We start from the raw sequence: 24,784 nt of genomic DNA, 5'->3' as shown, positions 1-24,784 counted from the left end.
CTTGTTACAATTTTGATTGAACAAACTGTCTTGTTCGCGCGTCAGCCTCTAAGATTTCATCTAAACTAGGCTCAGAAATTCGAATATGCTGATCTAGTGATGCTTCAATTAAATCTTCAATTTGTAAAAAGGAGATTTGATTGTTTAAAAATGCAGCGACAGCTATTTCATTCGCAGCATTTAATACGGTTGGCACTGTACCAGCAGCGCGTCCGGCATCATAGGCAAACTTCATGCAACGATAACGCTCCATATCTAATTTGCCAAAATGAAGCTTTCCTAGTTCCCACAAGTTTAACCTTTCTGCCGTCTCACGTGCAAGTCGCTCCGGATACGTTAACGCATATTGGATAGGTAAACGCATATCAGCGGTTCCTAGCTGAGCCATCACACTTCGATCGCGAAATTCAATCATAGAATGTATGATACTTTCTTTATGCATTAGAACTTCAATTTGATCATATGGAATTTGAAATAGCCAATGAGCTTCAATGACTTCTAATCCTTTATTCATCATGGTCGCAGAGTCAATTGTAATTTTTGCTCCCATAGACCAGTTTGGATGGGCTAATGCTTCACCTACAGTCACACCTTGAAGCTCATCACGGGACCGCTCCCGAAAACTACCACCTGATGCGGTAACAATAAGACGATCAATTGATGTAGGATCTTCTCCATTTAATGCCTGGAATATTGCTGAATGCTCGCTATCCACTGGAATAAGTGCTACTCCATGTCTATTCGCTTCAGTGGTTACAATATGACCAGCTGTTACAAGTGTTTCTTTATTTGCAATGGCAATATCACGTCCAGCTTTAATAGCTGCAAGTGTTGGTTTCAGACCTACACTACCAATGACAGCATTAACTAAAACATCTGCATCTTGATGACAGGCAACTTCCATTAAACCATCTTCCCCTGAGGTAATGATCGTGGAATCTCCTACTTCGAGCTTTAGCTTCCGAGCTTCTTCTTCTCCTTTAACACTAACAAGTAAAGGATGAAACTCGCGAATTTGACTAGCAACTAGTTCAATATTCGATCCTGCTGATAAGGCAACTAGTTTAAAGTGATCGGGATTTGATCTGATGACATCTAATGTTTGTGTTCCGATTGATCCAGTTGAACCTAATAAACTAATGTGCTTCAAATGATCACTCTCCAAGTTGTGCTTTTTCTATTGGTGTATCCTTAAATTAGTTGAATGAGGTGCAGAATCGGAAGGACAAAGATTAAGCTGTCAAAGCGGTCTAAGATCCCACCATGACCCGGCAACACATTTCCAGAATCTTTGACCGAATAATGTCTCTTTAGAGCCGATTCAACGAGATCCCCAATTTGACCAAATATAGAAGCGATCAGCATCATACCAAATGCAGTTAAAAACGATATGTATGTCGACAAATCTGGCAATACAAAATAAATGACGGTTCCAATAATTAGTGCGAACAAAACGCCACCAAGCGAGCCTTCAATGGTTTTATTCGGACTAATATCTGGCCACAGCTTATTTTTCCCAATAGCTCGTCCAACAAAGTAAGCCGCTGAATCGGTTGTCCAGATTAACAGGATAACAAAAAAGACAAGGGACATGCCAATAATAGGGGTGTCTCTCGTTAACATTAGATAATGGAACCCAAATCCAACATACACAGAAGATACAACTAAGAATCCCACTTCATCAAATGTAAATGTATTTTTTGTTAACACAGTTAGCATAAGCATAATTAAGATAAAAAAGATGAACAGTTCTACTTTCGTAAATGGGAATGGAAATATGGCCCCAAACCATTCAGCCGGTATTAATAATATCCACATGGAAAGCAGACCAGTCAAACCTGTAATAGACATGGCCTGCATTTTTTTCATTTTTAACAGTTCAACCATCGCAATCGTTGCTGTAATACTCACAGCTAGGTTAAACAGAGTTCCCCCTAAAAATATCATCGCAATCATAATGATGCCAAATCCAGCACCCGTTATAATACGCTGTTTCATACTGAGTCAGCCCCCTTAAGCTTACACCCCGCCATATCGGCGTTTTCGTTTCTGGTATACCGCAATGGCCTCCACAAAGTCCTGTTCCCCAAAGTCCGGCCATAATACATCTGTAAACCAGAATTCACTATAGGCAAGCTGCCAAAGCATAAAATTGCTCAAACGGATTTCTCCACTTGTTCGAATTAATAGATCAGGATCATTTAATTGTGAAGTCATTAAGTGTGCATGTATTGTTTCTTCCGTTAATGAATCGGCTGATAATTTGCCTTCTTCAATTAATCTTCCGATGCTTTTCATTGCTTCTAGCATTTCAAAACGACTTCCGTAGTTTAAGGCAAAGTTTAAGATCATACCTGTATTAAACTCCGTGTCCTTCACTGCTTTTTCCACTGCTCTCAACGTGTGGTCCGGTAGATGATCGGTTGTTCCGATGAGTCTAACCTGTACATTGTTTTCAATTAATTTCGGTAGTTCAGCTTTTAAATAACGCTCAGGCAATCCAAGTAAATAATCTACCTCTTTTTTAGGCCTCTTCCAATTCTCTGTAGAAAATGCGTAAAGTGTTAAAACCTCAATACCCATGTTACTTGCTACTCGAACAATTTTGGTAACAACCTTCATTCCTTCTCGATGTCCAGCAATACGAGGTAACCCTTTTTGCTTAGCCCACCTACCGTTGCCGTCCATGATGATGGCGATGTGCTGCGGAAGCTTGCCTTCCTCTGCTTGATCAGGTAATTCAGCTGATGTTAAGTTCGCTTTCCATTTTGAAAATATCTCAAGCATTCGTGCGCCCTCCATCTATCTAACAGTAACGTAAAACGTTAAGAATAAAAAACCCCCTGAGTTAGAGGGTCTTATTCTTGATTCATTTTACATGGAAATCGCTCACACTTCCATAACTTCTTGTTCTTTTTGATCGGCTTCTTTATCTGAGATCGCAATAAATTGATCTGTAAGCTTTTGAATTTCATCTGTTGATTGTCTTAGGTCGTCTTCTGTAAGCTCGCCATCTTTTTGTTGCTTCTTAAGATCGTCATTTGCATCACGACGAATGTTACGGATCGCAACTTTCGCATCCTCAGCAGATTTTTTGACGATTTTCACTAGATCACGACGACGCTCTTCTGTTAGTGCAGGAATCGCAATACGAATCACTTGACCATCATTAGAAGGTGTAAGTCCAAGATCTGCCTTAAGAATAGCCCGCTCAACATCAGCAATTGAAGACTTATCAAAAGGCTGAATAACTAATAAACGAGCTTCTGGAACTGAGATTGTAGCAAGTTGATTTAATGGTGTAAGTGCACCATAATATTCAACTGTTACACGGTCTAAGATAGCCGGGTTTGCGCGACCTGCTCTAAGTTTTGCGAGCTCTCTGCGCAATGAATCAATTGCTTTTGTCATACGTTCAGACGCTTGTTGTTTTACTTCAGTTGTCATGCGTTTGTCCCCCTCACAATGGTTCCAATATCTTCTTTTAGAACCGCTCGTTTAATATTTCCTTCTTCAAGAATAGAGAATACGACTAATGGAATATCGTTGTCCATGCATAGGGATGACGCTGTAGAATCCATTACTGCCAGACCCTCTTTAAGCACATCCATATATGTAATTTCTTTGTACTTCACAGCATTTTCATCAATAGATGGATCGGCACTATAAACACCATCCACTTTATTTTTAGCCATTAGAATGACTTCTGCTTCAATTTCAGCTGCACGTAATGCCGCTGTTGTATCTGTTGAGAAATAAGGATTCCCAGTACCTGCAGCGAAAATGACTACACGTTTCTTTTCAAGATGACGGATCGCTTTTCTTCTGATGTATGGCTCAGCCACTTGGCGCATTTCAATTGATGTTTGTACTCGAGATTGTACTTCAATATCCTCTAAGCTGTCTTGTAGGGCCAGTGAATTCATAACAGTAGCTAGCATACCCATATAGTCAGCAGTTGCACGGTCCATTCCTTTTGCACTTCCTGCCATTCCACGCCAGATGTTTCCTCCACCTACAACAATAGCAACTTCAACATCTAATTCTACAATTTCTTTTACTTGCTTGGCAACTGATTGAATAACACTAGGGTCAATTCCATATCCTAATTCGCCAGCTAACGCTTCTCCACTTAACTTTAACACAACTCGATTATACTTGTTCATCGTTACCCTCCATCAGTTTAAAGCGACTTAACACTCGCCGTCTATGTCTTTTCTTTGAAAAAAGGGACACGTAGGTGTCCCTCTTCATATATTATTTGTTTACTTGTGACATAACTTCTTCTGCGAAGTTCTCTTCACGTTTTTCCATGCCTTCTCCTACTTCAAAACGAACAAACGATTTAGCTGTTGTGTTTTTAGCAGCAAGGAATTTACCAACTTTTTGATCGCCATCTTTAACAAACGGCTGATCTAGAAGACAAACTTGCTCAAAGTATTTGCTTAGACGGCCTTCTACCATTTTTTCAACGATATTCTCAGGCTTGCCTTCGTTAAGAGCTTGTTGCTTAAGTACTTCGCGCTCACGGTTTACCTCTTCCGCTTCTACTTCATCACGAGATACATATGTTGGACGAATCGCTGCAACGTGCATTGCAACGTCTCTAGCAAGATCTTCATCGGATGAGTTACCAAGAACCGTTAACACACCGATACGTCCGCCTTGGTGAAGGTATCCACCAAACACGTCTCCATCTTCTTTAGCAACAACTGCAAAACGACGAAGAGAAAGCTTTTCACCGATTTTTGCGATTGCGCTATTAATGTGTTCTTGAACGGTTGTGCTACCATCTTTAAATGGTTGCTCAAGTGCTTCTTCAACTGTAGCAGGTTCTTTTGCAAGAAGATGCTCAGCAAGCTCTTTAACAAGCGTTTGGAATCCTTCGTTTTTAGCAACGAAATCTGTTTCAGAGTTCACTTCAATGATAACTGCTTTGTTTCCATCAGTTACAACAGTAGCTAGTCCTTCTGCAGCTACGCGATCTGCTTTCTTAGCAGCACTTGCAATTCCTTTTTCACGAAGAAAATCGATCGCTTTCTCCATGTCACCATTAGTTTCTGTTAATGCTTTTTTACAATCCATCATACCTGCGCCAGTTTTTTCACGCAATTCTTTTACCATGCTAGCTGTTACTGCCATAATGTGAACGCCTCCTAATTATTATAGATCAAAATGTTTTCATTCAAACGTAACAAAAAGAGTCGTAAAGGGCTTCCCCCTTACGACCCTTTTGGAAACGAGATTAAGCTGTAGTTGTTTCTTCTTCAACTTCCGCTTCTTCTTCTGCTTGCTCTTCATGAGCTGTTGCTTCGATTACAGCGTCAGCCATTTTACCAGTTAGAAGTTTAACAGCGCGGATTGCATCGTCGTTACCAGGGATTACATAATCAATCTCATCTGGATCACAGTTTGTATCAACAATCGCAACGATTGGGATGTTCAACTTGTGAGCTTCAGCAATTGCAATACGTTCTTTACGAGGGTCAATGACGAATAGTGCGTCAGGAACACCCTTCATATCTTTAATACCGCCTAAGAACTTCTCAAGACGATCTTTTTCTTTGTTTAGAAGGATAACTTCTTTTTTAGGAAGAACGTCAAATGTACCGTCCTCTTCCATTTTTTCAATGTTTTTTAGACGTTTGATACGCTTTTGAATGGTTTCAAAGTTCGTTAACGTCCCACCAAGCCAGCGTTGGTTAATGAAATACATTCCACAACGAAGTGCTTCGTCTCTTACTGAGTCTTGAGCTTGTTTTTTCGTACCAACGAAAAGGATTTTTCCTCCGTCAGCAGCGATATCGCGAACGAAGTTGTACGCTTGCTCAACTTTCTTAACCGTCTTTTGAAGGTCAATAATGTAAATACCGTTTCTTTCTGTGAAGATGTAGCGATCCATTTTAGGATTCCAGCGACGAGTTTGGTGACCAAAGTGTACACCAGCCTCTAGCAATTGTTTCATGGAGATAACTGCCACATCAAACACCTCCTCTTGTATTGGTTTTTGTCTTCCTCCGCACTCATCATCTTTTAGTGACACTGACAAGCAGCACCCTCACTAAAATCAGAGGCGTGTGTAATAAACACCGTTAATTAATGTACCATATGTTACTAGCTGTTGCAACTGCTAGTTTGCATTTTGTTGAAATTTGATGATTAAATCCACTTCACCTTTACCCATGTGCAATCGTTTGGCAATCTCAGCCGTAGAAAAACCTTGCTTCTCTAAAGTGATAATGGTTGCCTGTGTAGAAGGTTGATAAGACGTATCTACCTGTTCCACTTGGGGCAAGGGTGGTTGATAGTCTTTGTGTAATAATTCTGTTTCGCTACTTTCTACGGGACCCTTTGGAATCGATTTTTCATTCATCGGTTTAGTATCAGAGACCTGGCTTAAAATTCGTTCGTTTCCACTTTTCATTTCTTCTGCAAAAACAAGAAGAGATTTCTCCATCTCTTCTCTCGTTTGTTCACTATGTTCTAAACGTGTCTCAAGCTCTGTCAGCTTTCGTTCGGTTGATTGGACCCTGAGATAAAGAAAACTAATTAAACATATGCTAAGGATACTTAGCGCTACAGCCATGTTCATTCCTCCTTACATCGAATAATCGATATGTGTCCCCTTTGTTGGGTGCTGACTTTTAGCAGAGGATTTTTTATTCTGTTTCTTCTTTGAATTCTTTTTACCGTAAGTAGACTGACCAGACCCTTGAAACCTGGCTTCTTTCTTAAAGTCTGAAGCCTGTGCTTGTTTTCTTGCTAACTGCTCAGCTTGTTTTCCTGCCTCTGCCATCATCACTTCGTTCATCTGTACTCTTTGTTGCAGCTGCGTTTGTGCTTTGCTTGCTTTAAATGTATGAGATAAGGACCCTAACGCTTCAATTGGCTTAAAGCTCATGTCAAACGCCTCCTTAAGAGTACGAACGATTTTGTTTTTCCATTACTTGACGCAGTTTAAACAAGGCTTTTGAATGTATCTGTGAAATGCGTGAAGTTGACAATTCTAAAATATGACCAATTTCAGTTAATGTTAGTTCTTCATAATAGAATAAACTGATGACAAGCTGTTCTTTCTCTGTGAGGCCTGCGATTACCTCTGCAAGTTCATCTTTTGTTGCCGATTCAATTAATGAAGCTTCAGGTGTTTTAGTTAGCTTATCTTCAATGGTCGCAGCAAAAGACTCCTGACGTTCAGCCTCTTGGGTTGGCTCGTCAATCGATAAAATATTTGCTACAAATTGCTCAGCCATGATCTGAGCTACATCTGATTCATCCATATGTAGAAATTCTGCTACCTCTGCACTTGACACGTATCTGCCTTCCTGTTGTTCAAGCTTCTCAGATGCCGCCTCTACTCGTTTAATCTTTTCTCTCATTGAACGTGATAACCAGTCTTCTTTACGTAACCCATCAATAATTGCACCACGGACTCTAAACGAAGCATACGTATCAAATTTCAAATCGCGATTTGGATCAAACTTTTCAAGTGCATCCAGTAACCCATATAAACCGTGGCTTGTGAGTTCATCTTTACGAACGCTGCCAGGCAAACCGATTGAAATACGTTGTACGTGAAATTGCACTAATGGCAGGTACATTCTTACAAGATGGTCACACGCCTCTCTACTTCGGTCATTAAACCAATCTTCCCACATTTTCTCTTCTTTACTAATCCCTACATTTAACAATTTACTGCACCTCCATTTCAATTCTTACAACGACATTCAAGCGTTAGATCACTTTTGTTCCTAGGTGGACGGTTCGAATGGTTAAATCATGAGTAGCTGGATCAAAGCTGATGGTTCGTCCATTTTTCCCACCTGTATCTTCAGCTACTAATGGAATATTTAACTCGTTTAGTTGTTCTTTCACAGCGATGACATTTCTCTCGCCCACTCGCATCATTTCATTTCCAGCTGAGGCAAACATCTGCGCGCCTCCAGCAATTTTAGCTTTTAAACGGTAGCTTGAAGCTCCTTTTGCTTTAAGGAGTCTTACAAGTTCCGGAATTGCTACATCAGCGAATTTACCGATTTTATGCTGCCGATTTCTTGAAATGGTGACAGAAGGAAGCATGATGTGAGCCATCCCAGCGAAGGTTGACCCTTCTTGATAAATGATTACGCCAACACATGAACCCAATCCAGAGGTTCTGAGCGTAGTTGTATGACTGGAACATGAGAGCTCTGCCATTCCAATTGTGACCACATCATTCATCGATCTCGACTCCTAAGGCATTAAACAGCACAATAAAAGAATCCGGGTCAAATAGAAGCAGTATACTACCAAAATTTCTAGTCGTCGCTTCTCCATCAATTCTCATATGAGTGTCGATACAAATTGCAACATCACTTTGAATTAACAACCGGCTTAAACCATGACTGATGATGGCTCCTGCCATATCTACAGATAAATCTGGTACTCCTCGCGCAACCTGTAAACCAGTTAAATCAGCAAATGCGGAAAGATACGAACCAATCACAATATTTCCTGCTTCCAAAAAAGCAGATTGACCATACTGAGCTGCAAGATCCTGATGAGTAGCTTCAGAAAGAGGATGCGTTAATTGATGAATCACCGTATTTGATTGCGTTACATCTGAGAAAAAATAAACACTTCCCGGTGTATCTCCAGTGACTGTAGTAAAGATCGCGGCTATTTCATTTTCTGATCCCCCCATACGGTCAGGAAGTTGATCAAACGGAATAACGGTCGCCTCTGGGATAGACATTTCAATTTTTCTTCCTAACAGAGCTGACAAAGAAGTGGCAGCATGTCCTGCTCCTATATTTCCAATTTCTCGAAGTACATCTAGATGCGTTGAATGAATAAAGTCATAGTTTTTCATGTCAACAACCCCTCCAACTAACAATGAGCTAGTATTTGATTCGCCAAATCTTGCAAGTGAACAACCTGATCAACTTTCCCTGTACGAACGGCCATCTTTGGCATACCATAGACAACACTCGTTTCTTCAGATTGAGCGATCGCATAGCATAAATGATTTGTTTTTAGCTGTTTCAGACCTTCTGAACCATCGGACCCCATACCTGTCATGACAACGGCTATTACAGCGGCTTCATTTAATAATGAGATTGATTGATAGAGAACGTCTACAGATGGACGGTGACCGTTGACAGCAGGATCAGTTGATAAGGCACAGATCCACTGATTACCTACCTTTTTAACCTTTAAATGTTTCCCGCCCGGTGCAATATAAGCTGTTCCATTCTTTAATACGTCTCCTTCACTTGCTTCTACTACACGAATGTCGCTTAAGGAATCTAAGCGATCAGCAAGTGATTTTGTAAACCCTTCTGGCATGTGCTGGACAATAACAATTGGCGCAGCAATGTTTCTAGGAATTCTCGTTAGTACATCCTTTAATGCCTTTGGCCCCCCAGTTGATATCCCTACAGCCACTAGTTTTCTTTCCTGTGGTCTATGAAGAAAAGAAGAGAGCTTCATAGAGACAGGTTGCACAGGCTCTGTCACAATTGGTTGCCTAACTTTCGCCTGAGCCGCTAGTTTAATCTTCTCTCTTAAAAGATCTGCGATGGTAAATAAGTCTAAGGAAATCGAACCGCTTGTTTTTGCAACAAAGTCAACTGCACCAGCCTCCATAGCGAGCATGGTTGTGTGTGCACCAATACTTGTTAAACTGCTTAACATCACAACTGGAATTGGCCGTTCGATCATGATTTGCTTTAGAGCACCTAATCCGTCCAAGACAGGCATCTCCACATCCATCGTAATGACATCTGGTTCTAACTTTAGATTTTTCCTTGTTGCATCTTCACCATTTCTTGCAGTCCCTACAACACAGATTTCAGAATCAGCTTGTAAAATATCCGTTACGACTTTACGCATAAATGCAGAGTCATCTACTACTAGCACCCTAATTTGATTCATCGTTTAAGTCTTCCTATCTATTCTTTATATTCGTCATTTGATTGTTTCGTAGCTTTGAACCATTAAACCACTTGCCTAAACGTGTAAAAAATGGTTTAGCTTCATTTGGTGTCTTCAGGTTTCCTCTTAGCTTAAGATAGGAATCAACAATTTGCTTTGTTGCTACACTCGCTTTCGCTTGCTTATGAAAAACCGTATATGGAACTTGTGCTTTAACGGCCTTAGAAACCGTTCGATCATGCGGTACCATACCGAGTTTATGTAAGTCGATATTTAAAAACCGCTTAGTTACGTGAGATAAATTTGAAAGTGTTAGATCTCCTTCACGAGTCGAATCCGTTTGGTTGGCAATTGCATAGATTTGTGGCAAATCAGTCAATAGTGCTAATTGTTTTAACAAGCTATAGGCATCCGTTAAAGCTGTAGGTTCTGGTGTAGTAACAATAAACAGATCATTTGCAGAAGAAAGCAGCTCTAAGCTCTCCTCTGTTACACCTGCACCTAAGTCAAGAAATATATAATCAAAGTGACCAGCAAGTGTTTGTAATTGCTGTTGAAAGTAAGACAGATCATCTTGAGAAAACGAAGCCATCTCACTAAGTCCTGTGCCACCTGCTATATAAGAGATACCGTATGACGTTGTTTCAATGACATCCCAAACAGCTAGTCGCAGCTTAATCATGTCAAGTAAGTGATGGGCTTGCTGGACACCCATGATGACATCAACATTTCCCATTCCGCTGTCCATATCTAAAATCACTGTTCGTGCACCGGTTAAATGAAGACTGATGGCGACATTCACACATAAATTAGACTTTCCAACTCCACCTTTGCCACTCGCAACTGCAATGACTCGTGCCTCACTTGATTGGTTCATCAATTGCCTTAAACTTTCAGCTTGATCCATCGAGTGTCATTCCTTCCAAAACGGCTTCTACAATATGATCAACACTAGCAGGGAGCACATCGTCCGGAACATTTTGCCCATTCGTCAGATAAGCAATTCCGATTCCCTCGTTTAAACACACGTTGATAAGTGCACCATAGCTATTTGTTTCATCTTTCTTTGTGAAGATCACTTGGCGAACAGACAGCTGTTTAAATTGGTCAAGCACCGCTACCATATCCGAATATTTAGATGTGAGCGCTAAAACAACGTATAAGGAGGCTTCTTCTGATAGATGAATCGTCTTCTGCAATTCTTTTAAATAAAAGTCATGTGTGAAATTACGTCCTGCCGTATCAACTAATACCACATCATACGCTTCGAATTGATCCATCGCCGCATGAAAATCTTCCAAAGAATAAGCTACTTCAATCGGGACGTTTAAGATCGAAGCATACGTCTTTAATTGATCAATCGCCGCAATACGATACGTATCGGTCGTTAAGATCGCTACTTTTTTTCCATGTTTGATTGAAGCTTCTGCTGCTAGCTTGGCAATCGTTGTGGTTTTCCCCACTCCAGTCGGACCAGCGAAAATCATGTATTTCTTATCAAAAAGCGAGTGACCGATCGTCACGTTCTGCAAACGCCTTTTTAACCATTGTCTCGTAAACGTAATGACTGCAGATGGCGTTCGGTTTTTCTTCTCCTGGCTATACCAGAATCCAAATGCATCCTCTTTTAATTCCTCACGTATGGATTCTTCCACCCCATGAAGACCGAGTTCATCGTCAATCTGTCTAATAAGTACAGGCGCCTCAAGTTGAGATGATGACGACAATGACTGTACGCGGGGGATCGGCACCTGATTAGACACGATTTCTTTTTGTGATTGCTGTAGGGACGGTTGTGGTCGTTTTGGAGCAATAGCAGCTTTAGCTGGATCAATCGCCGCTGTTACCTCTAGTTTCTTTTTAGCAAAAAAACCAAACCATCCACCTGTTGAAATCTCCTTAGTATGAAGAATAACCGCCTCACTACCTAATTCATTCTTAATCTGTTGTAAGGCTTCAGGCATTGATTCTACTTGAAACTTTTTTAATTTCATTCTGCGTTCACCACTCCGACACTTTGGACTTCAATATCGACTTCCAGTTCGTTATATGAGAGAACTGGAACTGTTGGTAGATACCTTTCGAGTAACTGCCTTACATACATCCTGACAGCAGGCGAACACAATAAAATGGCTGACTGCCCCATTTGAGATAACCGGTTGGTTTCTTCAACTGCAGAATCTAAGATTTTTTGAGAATGAGCAGGATCCATTGATAAGAAGGCTCCATGCTCCGTTTGTTGAACTGCATCAGCAATTAGCTTCTCTACCGCTCCACTCATGGTTACTACGTACAGCGGCTCATTTTTAGTGGAAACCTGAGTTGAGATTTGCCTTGATAATGACTGACGAACATATTCCGTTAGCAAGTCCATATCTTTAGTCATTTGACCATAGTCTGCTAGTGTCTCAAAAATCATTGGCAGGTTACGAATTGACACATGTTCTTTTAAGAGATTGGTTAGCACACGCTGAACATCACCAATGGATAACAAGGAAGGTGTTGTTTCCTCCACAAGGACCGGATACGTTTCTTTCAGGTGATCAATCAGCTGTCTCGTTTCCTGTCTGCCTAAAAGCTCATGAGCGTGGCGTTTAATAATCTCGGTTAAATGTGTGGAAACAACGGATGGCGGATCAACGACCGTGTAGCCTGACATTTCCGCTCGTTCTTTCATTTCTTCACCAATCCATAATGCCGAAAGACCAAAGGCTGGTTCAATCGTTTCAATTCCTACGATGCTATCATCTTCAAACCCTGGACTCATAGCCATATAGTGATCTAGAAGAACTTCCCCTTTAGCGATTTCATTGCCTTTAATTTTAATAACGTATTCATTCGCTTGTAGTTGTATATTATCTCTAATACGAATAACCGGGACAATCATCCCTAGCTCAATCGCCATTTGCCTGCGAATCATAACAACCCGGTCGAGTAGGTCCCCACCTTGGTTCGCATCTGCAAGTGGAATCAGTCCATATCCAAATTCAAATTCAATTGGATCAATTTGTAGTAGATTGACAACATTTTCAGGAGAGCGCATTTCTTCAGAGTCACTTTCCTCAGGTATATCTGGGGCGAGCTCCAGATTTGTTTCACGTGTTTGTATGTTATGTAGTCGCCAGCCTGCGAATGCAAGTAAGCCAGCCATTGAAAACGTTAAGATTTTACTAATGGGAGTAGCGACACCTAATAAAAAGATCGTCCCTGCTGTAACGTATAATAATTTTGGATAAGCTAAAATTTGTTTTGTAATATCATTACTTAAACTGCCGTCAGAAGCAGCCTTAGTAACGATAATTCCTGTCGCTGTAGAGATTAATAATGCCGGTATCTGGCTAACAAGTCCGTCACCAACTGTTAGTAGGGTGTACGTTACAACTGCAGTATTTAAATCCATTCCCATTTGCATCATACCGATAATTAGCCCAACAATCATATTAATGGCCACGATAATGATGCTAGCTATCGCATCCCCTTTAACAAACTTACTTGCACCATCCATTGATCCATAAAAGTCTGCTTCTTTTTCAATTTTTTCACGGCGTTGTTTCGCATCTGCATCAGAGATTAACCCTGCATTTAAATCAGCATCAATACTCATCTGCTTTCCAGGCATCGCATCGAGCGTAAATCTGGCTCCCACTTCAGAAACCCTTTCCGCACCTTTTGTAATAACGATAAATTGAATAACAACCAGGATGATAAAGACTACAAACCCGACAACTGCATTCCCTCCGATTACGAAGTTTCCAAAGGTATCAATGACATTTCCAGCGTCCGCATTCCCTAAAATGGAGCGAGTGGTAGACACACTTAAACCTAAGCGAAACAGCGTAATTAACAGCAGCAACGTTGGAAAAATCGAAAACTGCAGTGAATCAGTTGTGTTCATAGCCACTAAAATAATTAAAAGGGACAATGAAATATTAAAAATGATTAATACATCAAGTATGGGAGGTGGAAGTGGAATAATGAGCATGATGATAATTAAGATAACTCCAAACAATACAGCTAAATCCTTTGCTTTCATACTTGTTACGCCTCCCTTCCTTAGTTTTTAAGATGACTATTCGCGCTATGCGATTCTTTTAATCGATACACGTACGCTAATACTTCAGCCACTGATTTGAACAAATCGGTTGGCACCTGCTGACCGATCTCTGTTTGATGATAAAGGGCCCTTGCAAGCACTCGATTTTCAACCATCGGTATGCCATGCTCCCCGGCGCGCTTTTTAATACGTTGAGCAGAGAAGTCTACTCCTTTTGCCACAACATATGGCGCCTCTGCTTTCTGTTCGTCGTACTTTAATACAACAGCAAAGTGCGTAGGGTTTGTAATAACCACATCTGCATTCGGAATTTCCTGCATCATGCGCTGCATCGCAAGCTCCATCTGCTTTTGTTTTCGTTTTGATTTGATTCGAGGATCACCCTCTATGTTTTTATGCTCGTCTTTGATATCTTTTTTTGACATTCGAATTTGCTTCTCATGGTCAAATCGCTGATAGATATAATCTGGTATAGAGAGAATCATGAGTAAGATCGCTACAGCGAGCCCCATAAGGACCGTTAACCAGCCGATCACCCCCATCGCATCTGTGATGGATTTCTGAGACAAGAGAAGCACCTCATCCAGATGAGTCAAAATGATAAAAACAACCGTTGCCCCAACAAACGAAATCTTTAATACAGATTTCACTAACTCAACAAGTGACCTAGCAGAAAAAATGCGTTTAAAGCCTTTAATAGGATCTAATTTGTTTAGTTTTGCTTTTAATGGTTCCGTCGTAAACATGGCCCCTACTTGTATAAAGCTTCCAAATGAACCAGCAAAGGCAGCTAGGAGCATAATTGGAAGAACAGCCAAAAGCGCCTGAGTTGAGATGGTAAGAAACAGCTCAGCAACCGATTGTGCTGTAACTTCCGTAATCAAGTAGTTCGTGAACATCTCTCTCTGCATATCAGCGAACATAGAGACAATCATTTCTCCGCCGTACATCCAGAGAAAGAGAAAAACAATGAGCATCATCAGAGAGGTATTAACATCTGTACTTTTTGGTACCTGCCCCTTTTTTCTCGTTTCATCTCTTTTTTTGGGTGTGGCTTTCTCTGTTTTTTCATCTGCAAACAATTGCAGATTCATTTTTATCAACAAGGTCTTACCCACCCCCAAGTAATTGAAGAAGTGTTCTCATTACGAGGATTGTTTCTTGAAACAGCTTTTGGACAATCATCATAAATACAGCCATGTAAACCATAATGAGTGGAAGCCCTACTAGAATCTTTAAGGGCATCCCTACAACAAACACATTCATTTGCGGAACGGTTCTTGAAACCAACCCTAAAGCCAAATCAACTAAGAACAAACAGCCTGCAATCGGAAATGCAATTTGCACGGCAACAATAAACATCGTTGCAAGAATTGATACTGCTTGATTTAGTACTTGTTCGTCTCCAAAAGGAACGGATAGTTGATCGATTGGGACGTATTGATAGCTATAGTAAATGCCATCAAGTAACAAGTGATGTCCGTTCACTGTCAGAAGAAATAACAAAGCAAAGGTATATAAATATCCGCCGGTTAAAGGACTTTGGGCTCCTGTTTGTGGATCAACGACATTTGCAATCATAAATCCCATCGTAAAATCTATCAGCCCACCAGCCACCTGTATCGCATAAAGCAAAATCATGGCTGCAAGACCAACGGCCAACCCCACAGCAACTTCTTTTATAATGAGTAAAATATAATTCCAATTAAACGTAAGCTCAGGTATATCAAAGGCTAGCACCATAATCCATGCAAGCATAATGGAAAGTCCTAGTTTAAAAATCACTGGAACTGACCGATGAGAATAAAGAGGCAACACAACCATAAACGAACTAACACGTATGAAGATCAATAAAAAGGCTGGCAAATAGGCCGCAAGCTGTGTCATTATCCAATAAACCGATGTAAGTTAGAATAAATTTGGTAAGTGAAATTAGTAATCTGCCCTAACATCCAAGGTCCAAATACGATAAGAGCGATTAATACTCCGACGATTTTTGGAATAAACGCAAGCGTTTGTTCTTGGATCTGTGTTGTTGCTTGAAAGATACTAACTAAAAGCCCTAGCACTAATGCAATGATAAGAAGAGGGCCTGCAACAAGCAGCACGGTCCATACGGCATTTTCTGCAATGCCTATAACAAATTCCTGACTCATAAACACCCTCTCCTTACTGGAAGCTAAGTAATAGTGATTGAACGATTAAGTACCAACCGTCAACCAGTACAAATAATAAGATTTTAAATGGTAAGGCGATCATAACAGGCGGTAGCATCATCATCCCCATGGACATCAGGACACTCGCAACAATCATATCAATCACTAAAAAAGGAACAAAGATTAGAAATCCTATTTGAAAGGCCGTTTTCAGCTCACTGATCGCAAAAGCAGGTACGAGAACCGTTAACGGAATATCTTCTAATGATTCAGGTCTTTCAAGCTCTGCATAACCCATAAATAAGGCTAAATCCTTTTCACGTGTATGCTTTGACATAAATTCTTTAATCGGTGCAGTAGCCCGGTCAAATGCTTCTTCCTGCGAGATTTCATTATTAGCGAATGGTTGTAAGGCTTCTGTGTTAATTTCACTAAAAATAGGAGCCATAATAAAAAAGGTAATAAATAAAGCAATTCCAATTAACACTTGGTTTGGCGGCATTGATTGTGTAGCAAGTCCTTGTCTGACAAAGGAAAGGACAATAATAATCCTAGTAAAGCATGTCATCATAATTAAAATGGATGGAGCTAGAGTCAGCACTGTTAACAATAAGAGTAGCTGAATCGTTGTTGCTGCATTTTCGTTCGATCCTGTTAGTCCCGTTAAATCAAAATTATTTAGTATACCTGTCGTTGAAAGAATCAGATGGTCCACATTCATGGCTGACGCTCCTTCATGACCTTCTCAAGCTCCTGTTGCGACTTTGATGCTTCTTGTAGCTTCTCTTGGAATAGATCTTGAAAAGAGGATGGCGCTTTTACTGGAGCCTGTTGTGCCTCCGAATGATTTTTAGACCTTGCAATCTTAGTTTTAAACCAATCAAACGCTTTTTGAGCAGGGACTTGTAAATTGGCTTGATCTTGCTCTTCTTGAAGCCTTTTTAGTTCATCTAATTCCTGTTTAGAGTCAATTTCCTTAAGCAGTTGTATGGACTCTCCTACTCCAACTACTAACACACGATCCCCTACTTTGATGAGTTGAATCGACCGATTAGGACCCAGTGGCATCCCACCGATATTTTCTAATAATTGAGATTGCCTAAACGTTTTTGTTCGTTTTCCTAGAAAGCGCACAAGACCATACATTAAAGCAATAATTAGTGCCAAAGATCCGATTAATTTAAGGACCGTTAAAAAGCCATTTCCAGGTACACCAGCTTGCGTTTGATCTTCGTCTGTGGTCCCCGTTTCTCCTAGACTAGCTGAATCACATTCTTCATTAAAACGATCAGCCACAAATCCATTGCAGTCTGCCGCTTCCGCTACGTGAGCAGAAGACAGCAGGAAGCTACATACAATGAGTAATACGGTAAAGAGATTACGCAAGTGTCTTATTAATCGCATCAATCACGCGCTCCGCCTGAAAAGGCTTCACAATAAAATCTTTTGCGCCAGCTTGAATGGCATCAATAACCATCGCTTGTTGCCCCATCGCAGAACACATAATAATTTTTGCATTAGGATCAAATAACTTGATTTCTTTTAACGCACTAATTCCGTCCTTCTCAGGCATTGTAATATCCATCGTAACAAGATCAGGTGACAATTCTTTATACTGTGTGACAGCTTCGTTTCCATCAGCTGCTTCACCAACAACATCGAAACCATTTTTTGTTAAAATATCCTTAATCATCATTCTCATGAAAGCTGCATCATCTACTACTAAAACTTTTTGACCCATTCCATTCATCCCCTAAGCTATTTTAAATTTCGAATTCGTTCTGCTTGACTCACAATATCTGTTACGCGAACACCAAAGTTTTCATCAATAACAACAACCTCACCTTTGGCAATCAATTTTTCATTAACTAGAATGTCAACAGGCTCACCTGCTAGCTTATCTAACTCAATGATTGATCCTTGAGTAAACTCAAGAATATCGCGGATGGACTTGGTTGTTCTTCCAAGCTCAACCTTTACATTTAACGGAATGTCTAAAAGCATGTCCAAATTGCCTGTTTGTACACTTGTCAGCTGAGGTTGATCAAAGCTTTCAAATGCAGCTGGCTGAATGGTGCTTGTTCCTCTACCCGACATTCCACCCACATGCTGAGTTGTTTCTTTTGGCTCAATTTGAAACGATCGCTCGCTTGGCGCTTCCTCTCTCACTGGCTCTTGGATAGTAGGCTCTTTCACAGCAGCTACTTCTTCAACAACTTGAGACTCTTCTGGATTTGTTAGATTTTTAATAAATTCCTTTGCAAAAGCAAGCGTGACGATTTGCATGATCTTTGAATCAATGAGATCACCTACTTGAAGCTGGAAAGAAATCTTCACAAGAATCTCTTCTGGAGGAACATACCCTGTGTTCTCACCGTTTCTGATATCCATCACATCAACAGATGGTGGTGAGATATCAATTTTCATATTAAACAATGTTGACATCGAGGTAGATGCGGAACCCATCATCTGATTCATTGCTTCCTGCACAGCGCTAATGTGCATATCTGTTAGATCTTCAAGAGGGTTGGTCCCATCTCCACCAAGCATCAGATCAGCTATAATTGCTGCATCCGTTGTTTTAATCATTAAAAGATTTGAGCCTTCAAAGCCTTCTGTGTATTCCACTTGTACGGCCACATGTGGGCGCGGGAATTCTTGATCCAGATTTTTCTTCTCAACCACCGTTACCTCAGGTGTTGTAATATCCACTTTTTGATTGAGTAGTGAGGACAAGGCTGTGGCTGAACTACCAAAAGAAATGTTTCCGATTTCTCCCAGTGTGTCTTTTTCCATATCTGTTAAGTATTCATTTGTATCCAGACTTGGCGCTGATTCCTCTTTGTCTTGATCACTATCCATTCCGTTTAGCAATGCGTTAATTTCTTCTTGAGAGAGCATACCGTCACTCATTCATCCGCCTCCTCTAATACTTCCGTCACTTGAACTGCCAGTTTGTTTTTTTGCTTTCCTGGCTGCGCCAAGTACTTTGTTTCCCCACCTACACTTAATACAAGTGGATGATGAATCGATTGATTTAACTCAATAACATCCCCGTGTCCTAAGTGAAGAAATTCCTGTACCGTCATTTCCGACCGACCAAGCTCTGCTTGCACAAGCAACGGTGTATCACGTACCTGCTTTTCAAGCTGTTTTTGTTCGTTTGGACTACGCAGCTTCTTTTTTTCTTGGAGCCAATAATGATTGGATAGCTTAGGAAGAATCTCTTCAAGCACCATGTGAGGCAAACAAATGGTGATCATCCCTGACGTTTCTGCGATGTTTGTCACAAGTGAAATGACAACAACCGTTTCGTTTGGCGGAACCATTTGTAAAAATTGCGGATTCACTTCAATTTCATCAAGAATCGGATCCATCTCAATCACTGAACTCCACGCTTCTGTAAAGCTATCTAACGTTCGTTGAAACAGTGCCGACATTATCTTTGTTTCAATTTCAGTTAAACTGTCGATCTTATTTACACTGACACCTTTTCCACCCATTAAACGATCAAGCATGGCATATGCAATGTTCGGATTGACTTCCATTAAGATGCGTCCATTTAAAGGAACAGGTTCAAATACATTTAAAATGGTCATCTTTGGAATCGAACTAATAAATTCCTCATATGGTAGCTGATCAACGGAGGCTACATGAATTTGAACAAAGGTGCGAAGCTGTGCTGAAAAAAAGGTTGTAAGCAATCTAGAAAAATTCTCATGAATTCGTGTTAGACTGCGAATCTGCTCTTTAGAGAATCTGAGTGCCCGCTTAAAGTCGTACACTCTAACCTTTTTCTGCGTTTCTTCTTTTTTAAGCTCCTCCGCATTCATCTCACCTGTTGATAATGCGGAAAGGAGCGCATCTATTTCACCTTGCGACAGTACATCTGCCAATGGACTCACCTCTTAATTCATCGCCATACTTATTGCAATACCCATTCAGTCATATACACCTTTTGAACGGTTCCCTCTTGCATGAGTTCATTAATCTGCTCTTTCAATTCTTCTTCAAGAGCCGATTTTCCATCGGGGCCGCTAAGATCGGATGCTTCTTTTCCCGATAACGTTGTAATGATGACATTTGTTACTTGAAAATCTCTTTTTTCAAGTTCATGTAACGCCTCTTTACTATCTAATTGAATTTTGTATTTAGAGCGAACAAATCCATTGTTTAATAGATTTGTGGTTAACTCTTCCGTATCATAGGAGCGTTCAATGATTTCATCAATCGTAGGCTCTGCATTTTCTGTTTCACCTGCGGTTATGTAATCCCAAGATAAAAAGACTGCCCCACCAGCTACAGCTAAAGTTAGAAACATGACAAGCATGACAATACCCAGCTTACTTTTAACCACTTACTTCCCTCCCTTTTTAAAAACTGAACCAAGGACCCCCACTTTCCCAAAACAATCATTAATCAGTGTGTATACTTCTTCAATCTCATTTTGAACAATGATCTTTTTTCCGCCTATTAACGTAATACTTGTTTCTGGGATGGCTTCTACTTGCTCAATTAACAAAGCATTTAACAGGAAAAATTGTCCATTCAGTCGTTGTAGTCTTATCATTTCATTATGTAGCAGGCACAAACTGTGCCTGCATGCCTCCTATACTAAAATCAGTAGATTATCGTTTTAAACTAAGAAGCTCTTGTAATATTTCATCCGATGTTGTAATAATTTTTGAATTGGATTGGAACCCACGTTGAGCAACAATCATTTCTGTAAATTCTTCTGAAAGGTCAACGTTAGACATTTCAAGAGAGGAAGAGTTAATTGCGCCAGTACCATTAGCACCTGGAGCCCCAATAGGCGTAGGCTGTCCTGAGTTTGCTGTTGGAATAAATGTATTTCCCCCTACTTTTGAAAGGCCGCTTGTGTTTGCAAAACTAACTAAACCAATCGTACCGGCCACTGCCGCTTGTCCATCCTGATCTACTAAATTTACCGATCCGTCCTTGCCTATCGAAAAGCTTTGAGTCGTATTTGGTATATTAATTGGCCCACCATTTACTCCATTTACGATGAATCCTTCAGCAGTAGTTAAATTTCCTGTTTCATCAAGGTAAAAATTTCCTGAACGAGTATAATAGTCTTGTGGACCCTCACTTACTACAAAGTACCCTTCACCTTCGATTGAAAGATCAAGTGCTCTTCCTGTAAATTGACTAGTTGCTCCTTCATGGATTGTATCAATTGATCCAAGAGTGGAACCGGCCCCTACTTGCTTGGAGTTAATCCCTCCACGCCCATCTGCTTGAGCCGCTGTTGCTCCAGCAAGCTGTTGGCTGACTAGATCCTGGAATGTCACACGGCTTTTCTTAAAGCCATATGTATTTACGTTTGCGATGTTGTTACCAATTACGTCAAGTTTCGTTTGAAAGTTTTTCATACCTGAAATCCCTGAATACATCGATTTAATCATCTACACTCGCTCCTTTTGTTAACTGCTTCTATCATTCCACAGTTTGTGGCATCCCTTAATGGGTCCTGCCTAGATTGATGAATCTAAAAGAATAGTTCCATTAATATTTGTAAAAATATGATCTGCCGCTTCATTCCGATTAAGAGCTGTTATAATGGTCTGACTTTTTGTGTTCGCTACAAGTGCCGCGCTCTTAGTGACAACTAATGCGTCGGTAATTCCTTTTTGGCTTGCTTCTTGTAGCTTTTTAGAAATGAGATTCCATTCAGATTGATTCATTCGAATCCCTCGCTGATGGAGACGTTCATTTGCATGCTTGCTTATAGTAATGTTTTGCTGTTCTTTTTTTAAGATTTGACTAAAAGAATGAGCAGGCTGTTGCTGTGCGTTTGGCTTTAATGCCGCTTGGGACCTGTAACCTGGTTTAATATGGAGGCTCGGATCAATCATTCACCTTGTCCTCAATACCCGGAGCAATCCCGACGACTTGTTTTTCCAAAATCCACGTACCATCCTCCAAACCAATTTGAAGAACTCGGTCACGGTCGTACTTTACTGATGTAACCTTCGCTGTTTTTTGTTCTACTTCAAGCGAAGTGGAGTCATCAAGCTCATACGTAATCTCTTTATTAATTAACTCGCTATATTGCAACAACGTTTGTTTTGACTGAGATTGAACAAACGTTTCTAATGTTTTGTTCATATTTGTCATCTGCTCTAGAGATGAGAAGGTAGCCATTTGAGCAATAAATTCTCTGTCATCTACTGGATTACTTGGATCTTGGTTCTGTAATTGAATTAAAAGTAGTTTTAAGAAATCATCCTTACCTAAGCTATCGCCACTCCGGACAGCTTGAGTAGATTTTGGTAACGAATAATCGTTCGTAATTGACGTCATCGGCCTCACCTGCCATTTTTGTTATGAGAACAAACCTTCTAATAATGATTTAAATGAGAAGCTTGTCTCCGTTCGAGATTCTTGTTCGTTTTCTTGATGTTCCTGCTGTTCTGATTGTTCTTGTTCCTGCTGTTGCTGTTGATCTTTATTCACAAACTCTTCTACATCAATTTGATCGAATGTGAGGTTCTGTGAATGGAGAGCTTGTCTTAATTGAGGCAAGCTTCGTTCCACTAAATCTTTCGTCGCACTTGATTCTGCAATAATTTGTGCTGCGAGTTTTTGACCGTTTTGGATCACTAGAATCTGTAATTTCCCAAGGTGTTCAGGGAAAAGCTTTAATGTAAAGGATGTTTGTCCATCAGGACGTTGAATCATGGATCCTTGCTGTAAAATCCGTTGAAGGGTTTTAACAAACCGTCGTTCGTCCGCTTGCCCTTCGGCTTTTAAAGCTTCCGGCTGTTGCTGAACTCTTTCTGATGCATGCACTGTTTTTTCAGGTATGATCAGGTTCTCGTTTAAAACGGCAGGCTTCCCTTCATTTCGAGTGGGTACAACATTGCGTTCGTTTGGATTACTTCCCACATTTTTTTGTTCAGAGCGGACAGCAGCTTTCAAATCAATTTCACTTACTTCCTTTTTCACTAATCCAGTAAGAGAAGGTGGAGCTATGGTTTGATTCGGCAAGAGGCTCTCAACTTTAGATTCAACTGACACTAATTTCGGAGTATCCTCTGTTGCTTTTGCAGTTGATTTATCCGCTTTTAAATGTAATAGCAGCTTTTCAAGCTCTTCTGAGGATTCTAATTCGTTGGTTGATCCTTTAACATCCATAACAACCGGTTTGTTAACGCTTGGACGGACGGTCTCTTTCATTTCAGTTATTAGTTGGTTAAGTGTTGTTCGATCGTTTGCTTGGAAGAAGGTTTCTACTTTATTTGCCACTTGTTGAACAAGTTCAGCATCCTGAGTAACAAGAAGCCGTTTTGGTAAATCTCCACTTTCTTTTATGACACTTAGCAGACGTTCAATTTGTACTGGCGGGTCATCAATCGGTTGAGTGACTTGGCGCTCTTGGAACTGGTAGACTCGTGAGAGTGGAATTAAATTAGGCATTACTGATTCGGTTCTGTTTAATGAAAATGATTGTTCTTGCCCACTAATAGAAGAACCATTTTTTGATTCTTTTTCATTTGTCACTAGACTCATCTTTGGCTCTGAAACCAATTGGTTATAAGTAGCAGGTATCCGATCTATTTTATCGGCTTCATTTGGCACAAAATCTAATGGGTTCATTTTGCTTACTGGTGTAGTTACCGCATCTTTTTGTTCGATCGTTATCGCAGCTTGACTTGTCTGATTCTGATCTTCTTTTGGAAAAGATAAAACGTTCAAAACAATGCTCGTCACCAATTCTGGATCAAGATATTCAGCTAACTCGTGAGCCTCAGCCCCTAAAAATGGTTGGAGTGCTTCTTCCAATTCAAATTCAGGTTCTTTGGTATCAATCGGTTTTATGACAACTGATTCATTACGCTCCTGTTTGTGACTCGTTCCTTCAAACTGTTGGAGTACATCAGAGAAAGACGGCCTGATTGACTCAACGGACGGGAACTCTGCAATTGCTGTTGATTCGCTCCCGATACTTGAATGATGAGAACGAGGTTGACTACCTAATCCAACAAAACCTCTCACATTTTGAAATGGTAAAAACTGATTCACTTTTTCACCTCCCTTCAATTCACCTCATCAGACCAAGCACGAACAACATCAGCGGCAAGAGGCGCTTCCATTTTTGCTAAAATAGAAGACCTTGTTTCTGTCTTAACGTCTTTAAGCTGCGTGAGAATTTCATCAACTGTTAATTCGTTCAAAATGGCTGCTGCGGCTTTAGCAGACATCTGTTCGTAGTTTTTTGCGAGCTCTTTGTTCCGCTCCGCGACCGTTACATCGGTTGACTCAATCATTCCTGACTCTTCTTGTAATGCGGCATCTGTTTGAACTTGATCTAGTTCTTCCTGTGTGGCTTGTAAGTTCTGTGTAGCTTCTTCTAATTGACTTTTTGTTTGCTCAAGCTCTATTTGCAGACTCGAATTCTCAGCTTTCAAATCATTTGGTGTTTCTGTCGAAGGGCTCTCATCTTCTTCAGAGACAAAAGATGAAAGAACGGGTACACTCTGTGCCCACTGTTTACTACTTCCCATCACATCAAAACCAAATAATGGAGCAATAAAAAAGAGAACAAGCAAACAAACAACGATGAGAGGTAAAACTACAGCGAGCAACATCGTTTTTAATCCATTGCTTTTCTTTTCTTCTTTTGGCATGTTTTCAC

Annotated in this window: 31 protein-coding genes; all 31 read right to left on the bottom strand. The window is 40.4% G+C overall.

What is annotated here, in order from left to right; genetic code table 11:
* Positions 1-4: 4 nt before the first annotated feature.
* Positions 5-1,150, bottom strand: coding sequence for a 1-deoxy-D-xylulose-5-phosphate reductoisomerase (locus ACQKKO_RS14630; protein ID WP_498648418.1), 1,146 nt, complete (start codon positions 1,148-1,150; stop codon positions 5-7).
* Between the two features lie 41 nt (positions 1,151-1,191).
* Positions 1,192-1,998 (bottom strand): phosphatidate cytidylyltransferase, encoded by an 807-nt coding sequence (locus tag ACQKKO_RS14625; RefSeq protein WP_498648416.1) that lies wholly within the window; start codon positions 1,996-1,998, stop codon positions 1,192-1,194.
* A 21-nt stretch (positions 1,999-2,019) separates the two neighbouring features.
* Positions 2,020-2,787, bottom strand: a complete 768-nt coding sequence (gene uppS / locus ACQKKO_RS14620; protein WP_498648415.1) for an undecaprenyl pyrophosphate synthase — start codon at positions 2,785-2,787, stop codon at positions 2,020-2,022.
* 102 nt (positions 2,788-2,889) lie between these two features.
* Positions 2,890-3,447 carry a ribosome recycling factor gene (gene frr / locus ACQKKO_RS14615; protein WP_498648413.1) on the bottom strand — a complete coding sequence of 186 codons (558 nt, stop codon included), beginning with the start codon at positions 3,445-3,447 and terminating at the stop codon, positions 2,890-2,892.
* Positions 3,444-4,166, bottom strand: a complete 723-nt coding sequence (gene pyrH, locus ACQKKO_RS14610) for a UMP kinase (protein WP_498648411.1) — start codon at positions 4,164-4,166, stop codon at positions 3,444-3,446. Before pyrH ends, frr begins: the two co-directional genes overlap by 4 nt.
* 91 nt (positions 4,167-4,257) lie before the next feature.
* Positions 4,258-5,142: a translation elongation factor Ts gene (gene tsf / locus ACQKKO_RS14605; RefSeq protein ID WP_498648410.1), complete on the bottom strand. Its 885-nt coding sequence runs from the start codon at positions 5,140-5,142 to the stop codon at positions 4,258-4,260.
* Positions 5,143-5,245: 103 nt separating this feature from the next.
* A complete protein-coding gene (rpsB, locus tag ACQKKO_RS14600) occupies positions 5,246-5,980 on the bottom strand; it encodes a 30S ribosomal protein S2 (protein ID WP_498648408.1) in 735 nt (244 codons plus the stop codon).
* Positions 5,981-6,130: 150 nt separating this feature from the next.
* Positions 6,131-6,586 carry a hypothetical protein gene (locus ACQKKO_RS14595; protein ID WP_498648406.1) on the bottom strand — a complete coding sequence of 152 codons (456 nt, stop codon included), beginning with the start codon at positions 6,584-6,586 and terminating at the stop codon, positions 6,131-6,133.
* A 12-nt stretch (positions 6,587-6,598) separates the two neighbouring features.
* On the bottom strand, positions 6,599-6,901 hold the full coding sequence (locus tag ACQKKO_RS14590) for a hypothetical protein (protein WP_498648404.1): 303 nt from the start codon (positions 6,899-6,901) through the stop codon (positions 6,599-6,601).
* A 13-nt stretch (positions 6,902-6,914) separates the two neighbouring features.
* On the bottom strand, positions 6,915-7,691 hold the full coding sequence (locus ACQKKO_RS14585) for a FliA/WhiG family RNA polymerase sigma factor (protein ID WP_498648402.1): 777 nt from the start codon (positions 7,689-7,691) through the stop codon (positions 6,915-6,917).
* Between the two features lie 43 nt (positions 7,692-7,734).
* Entirely contained in the window at positions 7,735-8,220 is a 486-nt protein-coding gene (locus ACQKKO_RS14580) for a chemotaxis protein CheD (protein WP_498648400.1), read from the bottom strand.
* A complete protein-coding gene (locus ACQKKO_RS14575; protein ID WP_498648398.1) occupies positions 8,213-8,851 on the bottom strand; it encodes a chemotaxis protein CheC in 639 nt (212 codons plus the stop codon). The genes ACQKKO_RS14580 and ACQKKO_RS14575 overlap by 8 nt, the downstream gene beginning before the upstream one ends.
* A 17-nt stretch (positions 8,852-8,868) precedes the next feature.
* Positions 8,869-9,915, bottom strand: coding sequence for a protein-glutamate methylesterase/protein-glutamine glutaminase (locus ACQKKO_RS14570; protein WP_498648396.1), 1,047 nt, complete (start codon positions 9,913-9,915; stop codon positions 8,869-8,871).
* Positions 9,916-9,928: 13 nt separating this feature from the next.
* A complete protein-coding gene (locus tag ACQKKO_RS14565; protein ID WP_498648394.1) occupies positions 9,929-10,822 on the bottom strand; it encodes a MinD/ParA family protein in 894 nt (297 codons plus the stop codon).
* Positions 10,809-11,909, bottom strand: a complete 1,101-nt coding sequence (locus ACQKKO_RS14560) for a flagellar biosynthesis protein FlhF (protein ID WP_498648392.1) — start codon at positions 11,907-11,909, stop codon at positions 10,809-10,811. Before ACQKKO_RS14560 ends, ACQKKO_RS14565 begins: the two co-directional genes overlap by 14 nt.
* Complete coding sequence (flhA, locus tag ACQKKO_RS14555; protein ID WP_498648391.1) at positions 11,906-13,948, bottom strand: flagellar biosynthesis protein FlhA; 2,043 nt, start codon at positions 13,946-13,948, stop codon at positions 11,906-11,908. Before flhA ends, ACQKKO_RS14560 begins: the two co-directional genes overlap by 4 nt.
* Positions 13,949-13,968: 20 nt before the next feature.
* A complete protein-coding gene (gene flhB / locus ACQKKO_RS14550; protein ID WP_498648655.1) occupies positions 13,969-15,063 on the bottom strand; it encodes a flagellar biosynthesis protein FlhB in 1,095 nt (364 codons plus the stop codon).
* A gap of 16 nt (positions 15,064-15,079) precedes the next feature.
* Complete coding sequence (gene fliR / locus ACQKKO_RS14545) at positions 15,080-15,856, bottom strand: flagellar biosynthetic protein FliR (RefSeq protein ID WP_498648389.1); 777 nt, start codon at positions 15,854-15,856, stop codon at positions 15,080-15,082.
* Positions 15,856-16,125 carry a flagellar biosynthesis protein FliQ gene (gene fliQ, locus ACQKKO_RS14540; protein WP_498648387.1) on the bottom strand — a complete coding sequence of 90 codons (270 nt, stop codon included), beginning with the start codon at positions 16,123-16,125 and terminating at the stop codon, positions 15,856-15,858. The genes fliR and fliQ overlap by 1 nt, the downstream gene beginning before the upstream one ends.
* A gap of 13 nt (positions 16,126-16,138) precedes the next feature.
* A complete protein-coding gene (fliP, locus tag ACQKKO_RS14535) occupies positions 16,139-16,846 on the bottom strand; it encodes a flagellar type III secretion system pore protein FliP (RefSeq protein ID WP_498648386.1) in 708 nt (235 codons plus the stop codon).
* A complete protein-coding gene (fliO, locus tag ACQKKO_RS14530; RefSeq protein WP_498648653.1) occupies positions 16,843-17,529 on the bottom strand; it encodes a flagellar biosynthetic protein FliO in 687 nt (228 codons plus the stop codon). Before fliO ends, fliP begins: the two co-directional genes overlap by 4 nt.
* Positions 17,504-17,866, bottom strand: a complete 363-nt coding sequence (locus ACQKKO_RS14525) for a response regulator (protein ID WP_203087224.1) — start codon at positions 17,864-17,866, stop codon at positions 17,504-17,506. The genes fliO and ACQKKO_RS14525 overlap by 26 nt, the downstream gene beginning before the upstream one ends.
* Positions 17,867-17,883: 17 nt before the next feature.
* Positions 17,884-19,038 carry a flagellar motor switch phosphatase FliY gene (gene fliY / locus ACQKKO_RS14520; protein ID WP_498648384.1) on the bottom strand — a complete coding sequence of 385 codons (1,155 nt, stop codon included), beginning with the start codon at positions 19,036-19,038 and terminating at the stop codon, positions 17,884-17,886.
* Complete coding sequence (fliM, locus tag ACQKKO_RS14515; RefSeq protein WP_498648382.1) at positions 19,035-20,021, bottom strand: flagellar motor switch protein FliM; 987 nt, start codon at positions 20,019-20,021, stop codon at positions 19,035-19,037. Before fliM ends, fliY begins: the two co-directional genes overlap by 4 nt.
* Before the next feature lie 29 nt (positions 20,022-20,050).
* Positions 20,051-20,482 (bottom strand): flagellar basal body-associated protein FliL, encoded by a 432-nt coding sequence (fliL, locus tag ACQKKO_RS14510; protein ID WP_498648380.1) that lies wholly within the window; start codon positions 20,480-20,482, stop codon positions 20,051-20,053.
* On the bottom strand, positions 20,483-20,716 hold the full coding sequence (locus tag ACQKKO_RS14505; RefSeq protein WP_498648378.1) for a flagellar FlbD family protein: 234 nt from the start codon (positions 20,714-20,716) through the stop codon (positions 20,483-20,485).
* 37 nt (positions 20,717-20,753) lie between these two features.
* A complete protein-coding gene (gene flgG, locus ACQKKO_RS14500; protein ID WP_498648376.1) occupies positions 20,754-21,551 on the bottom strand; it encodes a flagellar basal body rod protein FlgG in 798 nt (265 codons plus the stop codon).
* A 69-nt stretch (positions 21,552-21,620) separates the two neighbouring features.
* Positions 21,621-22,001 (bottom strand): TIGR02530 family flagellar biosynthesis protein, encoded by a 381-nt coding sequence (locus tag ACQKKO_RS14495; RefSeq protein WP_498648374.1) that lies wholly within the window; start codon positions 21,999-22,001, stop codon positions 21,621-21,623.
* Positions 21,994-22,449 carry a flagellar hook assembly protein FlgD gene (gene flgD / locus ACQKKO_RS14490; RefSeq protein WP_498648372.1) on the bottom strand — a complete coding sequence of 152 codons (456 nt, stop codon included), beginning with the start codon at positions 22,447-22,449 and terminating at the stop codon, positions 21,994-21,996. The genes ACQKKO_RS14495 and flgD overlap by 8 nt, the downstream gene beginning before the upstream one ends.
* Positions 22,450-22,470: 21 nt before the next feature.
* Positions 22,471-24,171: a flagellar hook-length control protein FliK gene (locus ACQKKO_RS14485; RefSeq protein ID WP_498648370.1), complete on the bottom strand. Its 1,701-nt coding sequence runs from the start codon at positions 24,169-24,171 to the stop codon at positions 22,471-22,473.
* Between the two features lie 14 nt (positions 24,172-24,185).
* A complete protein-coding gene (locus ACQKKO_RS14480) occupies positions 24,186-24,776 on the bottom strand; it encodes a MotE family protein (protein ID WP_498648367.1) in 591 nt (196 codons plus the stop codon).
* Positions 24,777-24,784 lie beyond the last annotated feature (8 nt).

It is taken from the genome of Alkalihalobacillus sp. NPDC127517, assembly GCF_050276055.1.
GTDB lineage: Bacteria > Bacillota > Bacilli > Bacillales > Bacillaceae_D > Alkalicoccobacillus.
This window is presented reverse-complemented; position numbering and strand designations above follow the sequence as displayed.

What these genes read in the sequence shown, in the direction of transcription:
- ACQKKO_RS14565 (WP_498648394.1), bottom strand. Translation starts at nt 10,822, where the DNA reads ATGGATCAAGCTGAAAGTTTAAGGCAATTGATGAACCAATCAAGTGAG.
- fliY (WP_498648384.1), bottom strand. Translation starts at nt 19,038, where the DNA reads ATGAGTGACGGTATGCTCTCTCAAGAAGAAATTAACGCATTGCTAAAC.
- fliP (WP_498648386.1), bottom strand. Translation starts at nt 16,846, where the DNA reads ATGAATGTGGACCATCTGATTCTTTCAACGACAGGTATACTAAATAAT.
- ACQKKO_RS14590 (WP_498648404.1), bottom strand. Translation starts at nt 6,901, where the DNA reads ATGAGCTTTAAGCCAATTGAAGCGTTAGGGTCCTTATCTCATACATTT.
- ACQKKO_RS14580 (WP_498648400.1), bottom strand. Translation starts at nt 8,220, where the DNA reads ATGAATGATGTGGTCACAATTGGAATGGCAGAGCTCTCATGTTCCAGT.
- uppS (WP_498648415.1), bottom strand. Translation starts at nt 2,787, where the DNA reads ATGCTTGAGATATTTTCAAAATGGAAAGCGAACTTAACATCAGCTGAA.
- ACQKKO_RS14595 (WP_498648406.1), bottom strand. Translation starts at nt 6,586, where the DNA reads ATGGCTGTAGCGCTAAGTATCCTTAGCATATGTTTAATTAGTTTTCTT.
- flhA (WP_498648391.1), bottom strand. Translation starts at nt 13,948, where the DNA reads ATGAAAGCAAAGGATTTAGCTGTATTGTTTGGAGTTATCTTAATTATC.
- ACQKKO_RS14495 (WP_498648374.1), bottom strand. Translation starts at nt 22,001, where the DNA reads ATGATTGATCCGAGCCTCCATATTAAACCAGGTTACAGGTCCCAAGCG.
- ACQKKO_RS14525 (WP_203087224.1), bottom strand. Translation starts at nt 17,866, where the DNA reads ATGGGTCAAAAAGTTTTAGTAGTAGATGATGCAGCTTTCATGAGAATG.
- tsf (WP_498648410.1), bottom strand. Translation starts at nt 5,142, where the DNA reads ATGGCAGTAACAGCTAGCATGGTAAAAGAATTGCGTGAAAAAACTGGC.
- fliQ (WP_498648387.1), bottom strand. Translation starts at nt 16,125, where the DNA reads ATGAGTCAGGAATTTGTTATAGGCATTGCAGAAAATGCCGTATGGACC.
- ACQKKO_RS14480 (WP_498648367.1), bottom strand. Translation starts at nt 24,776, where the DNA reads ATGCCAAAAGAAGAAAAGAAAAGCAATGGATTAAAAACGATGTTGCTC.
- flgG (WP_498648376.1), bottom strand. Translation starts at nt 21,551, where the DNA reads ATGATTAAATCGATGTATTCAGGGATTTCAGGTATGAAAAACTTTCAA.
- ACQKKO_RS14570 (WP_498648396.1), bottom strand. Translation starts at nt 9,915, where the DNA reads ATGAATCAAATTAGGGTGCTAGTAGTAGATGACTCTGCATTTATGCGT.
- frr (WP_498648413.1), bottom strand. Translation starts at nt 3,447, where the DNA reads ATGACAACTGAAGTAAAACAACAAGCGTCTGAACGTATGACAAAAGCA.
- pyrH (WP_498648411.1), bottom strand. Translation starts at nt 4,166, where the DNA reads ATGAACAAGTATAATCGAGTTGTGTTAAAGTTAAGTGGAGAAGCGTTA.
- flgD (WP_498648372.1), bottom strand. Translation starts at nt 22,449, where the DNA reads ATGACGTCAATTACGAACGATTATTCGTTACCAAAATCTACTCAAGCT.
- ACQKKO_RS14560 (WP_498648392.1), bottom strand. Translation starts at nt 11,909, where the DNA reads ATGAAATTAAAAAAGTTTCAAGTAGAATCAATGCCTGAAGCCTTACAA.
- flhB (WP_498648655.1), bottom strand. Translation starts at nt 15,063, where the DNA reads ATGAATCTGCAATTGTTTGCAGATGAAAAAACAGAGAAAGCCACACCC.
- fliO (WP_498648653.1), bottom strand. Translation starts at nt 17,529, where the DNA reads ATGCGATTAATAAGACACTTGCGTAATCTCTTTACCGTATTACTCATT.
- ACQKKO_RS14625 (WP_498648416.1), bottom strand. Translation starts at nt 1,998, where the DNA reads ATGAAACAGCGTATTATAACGGGTGCTGGATTTGGCATCATTATGATT.
- fliR (WP_498648389.1), bottom strand. Translation starts at nt 15,856, where the DNA reads ATGACACAGCTTGCGGCCTATTTGCCAGCCTTTTTATTGATCTTCATA.
- ACQKKO_RS14575 (WP_498648398.1), bottom strand. Translation starts at nt 8,851, where the DNA reads ATGAAAAACTATGACTTTATTCATTCAACGCATCTAGATGTACTTCGA.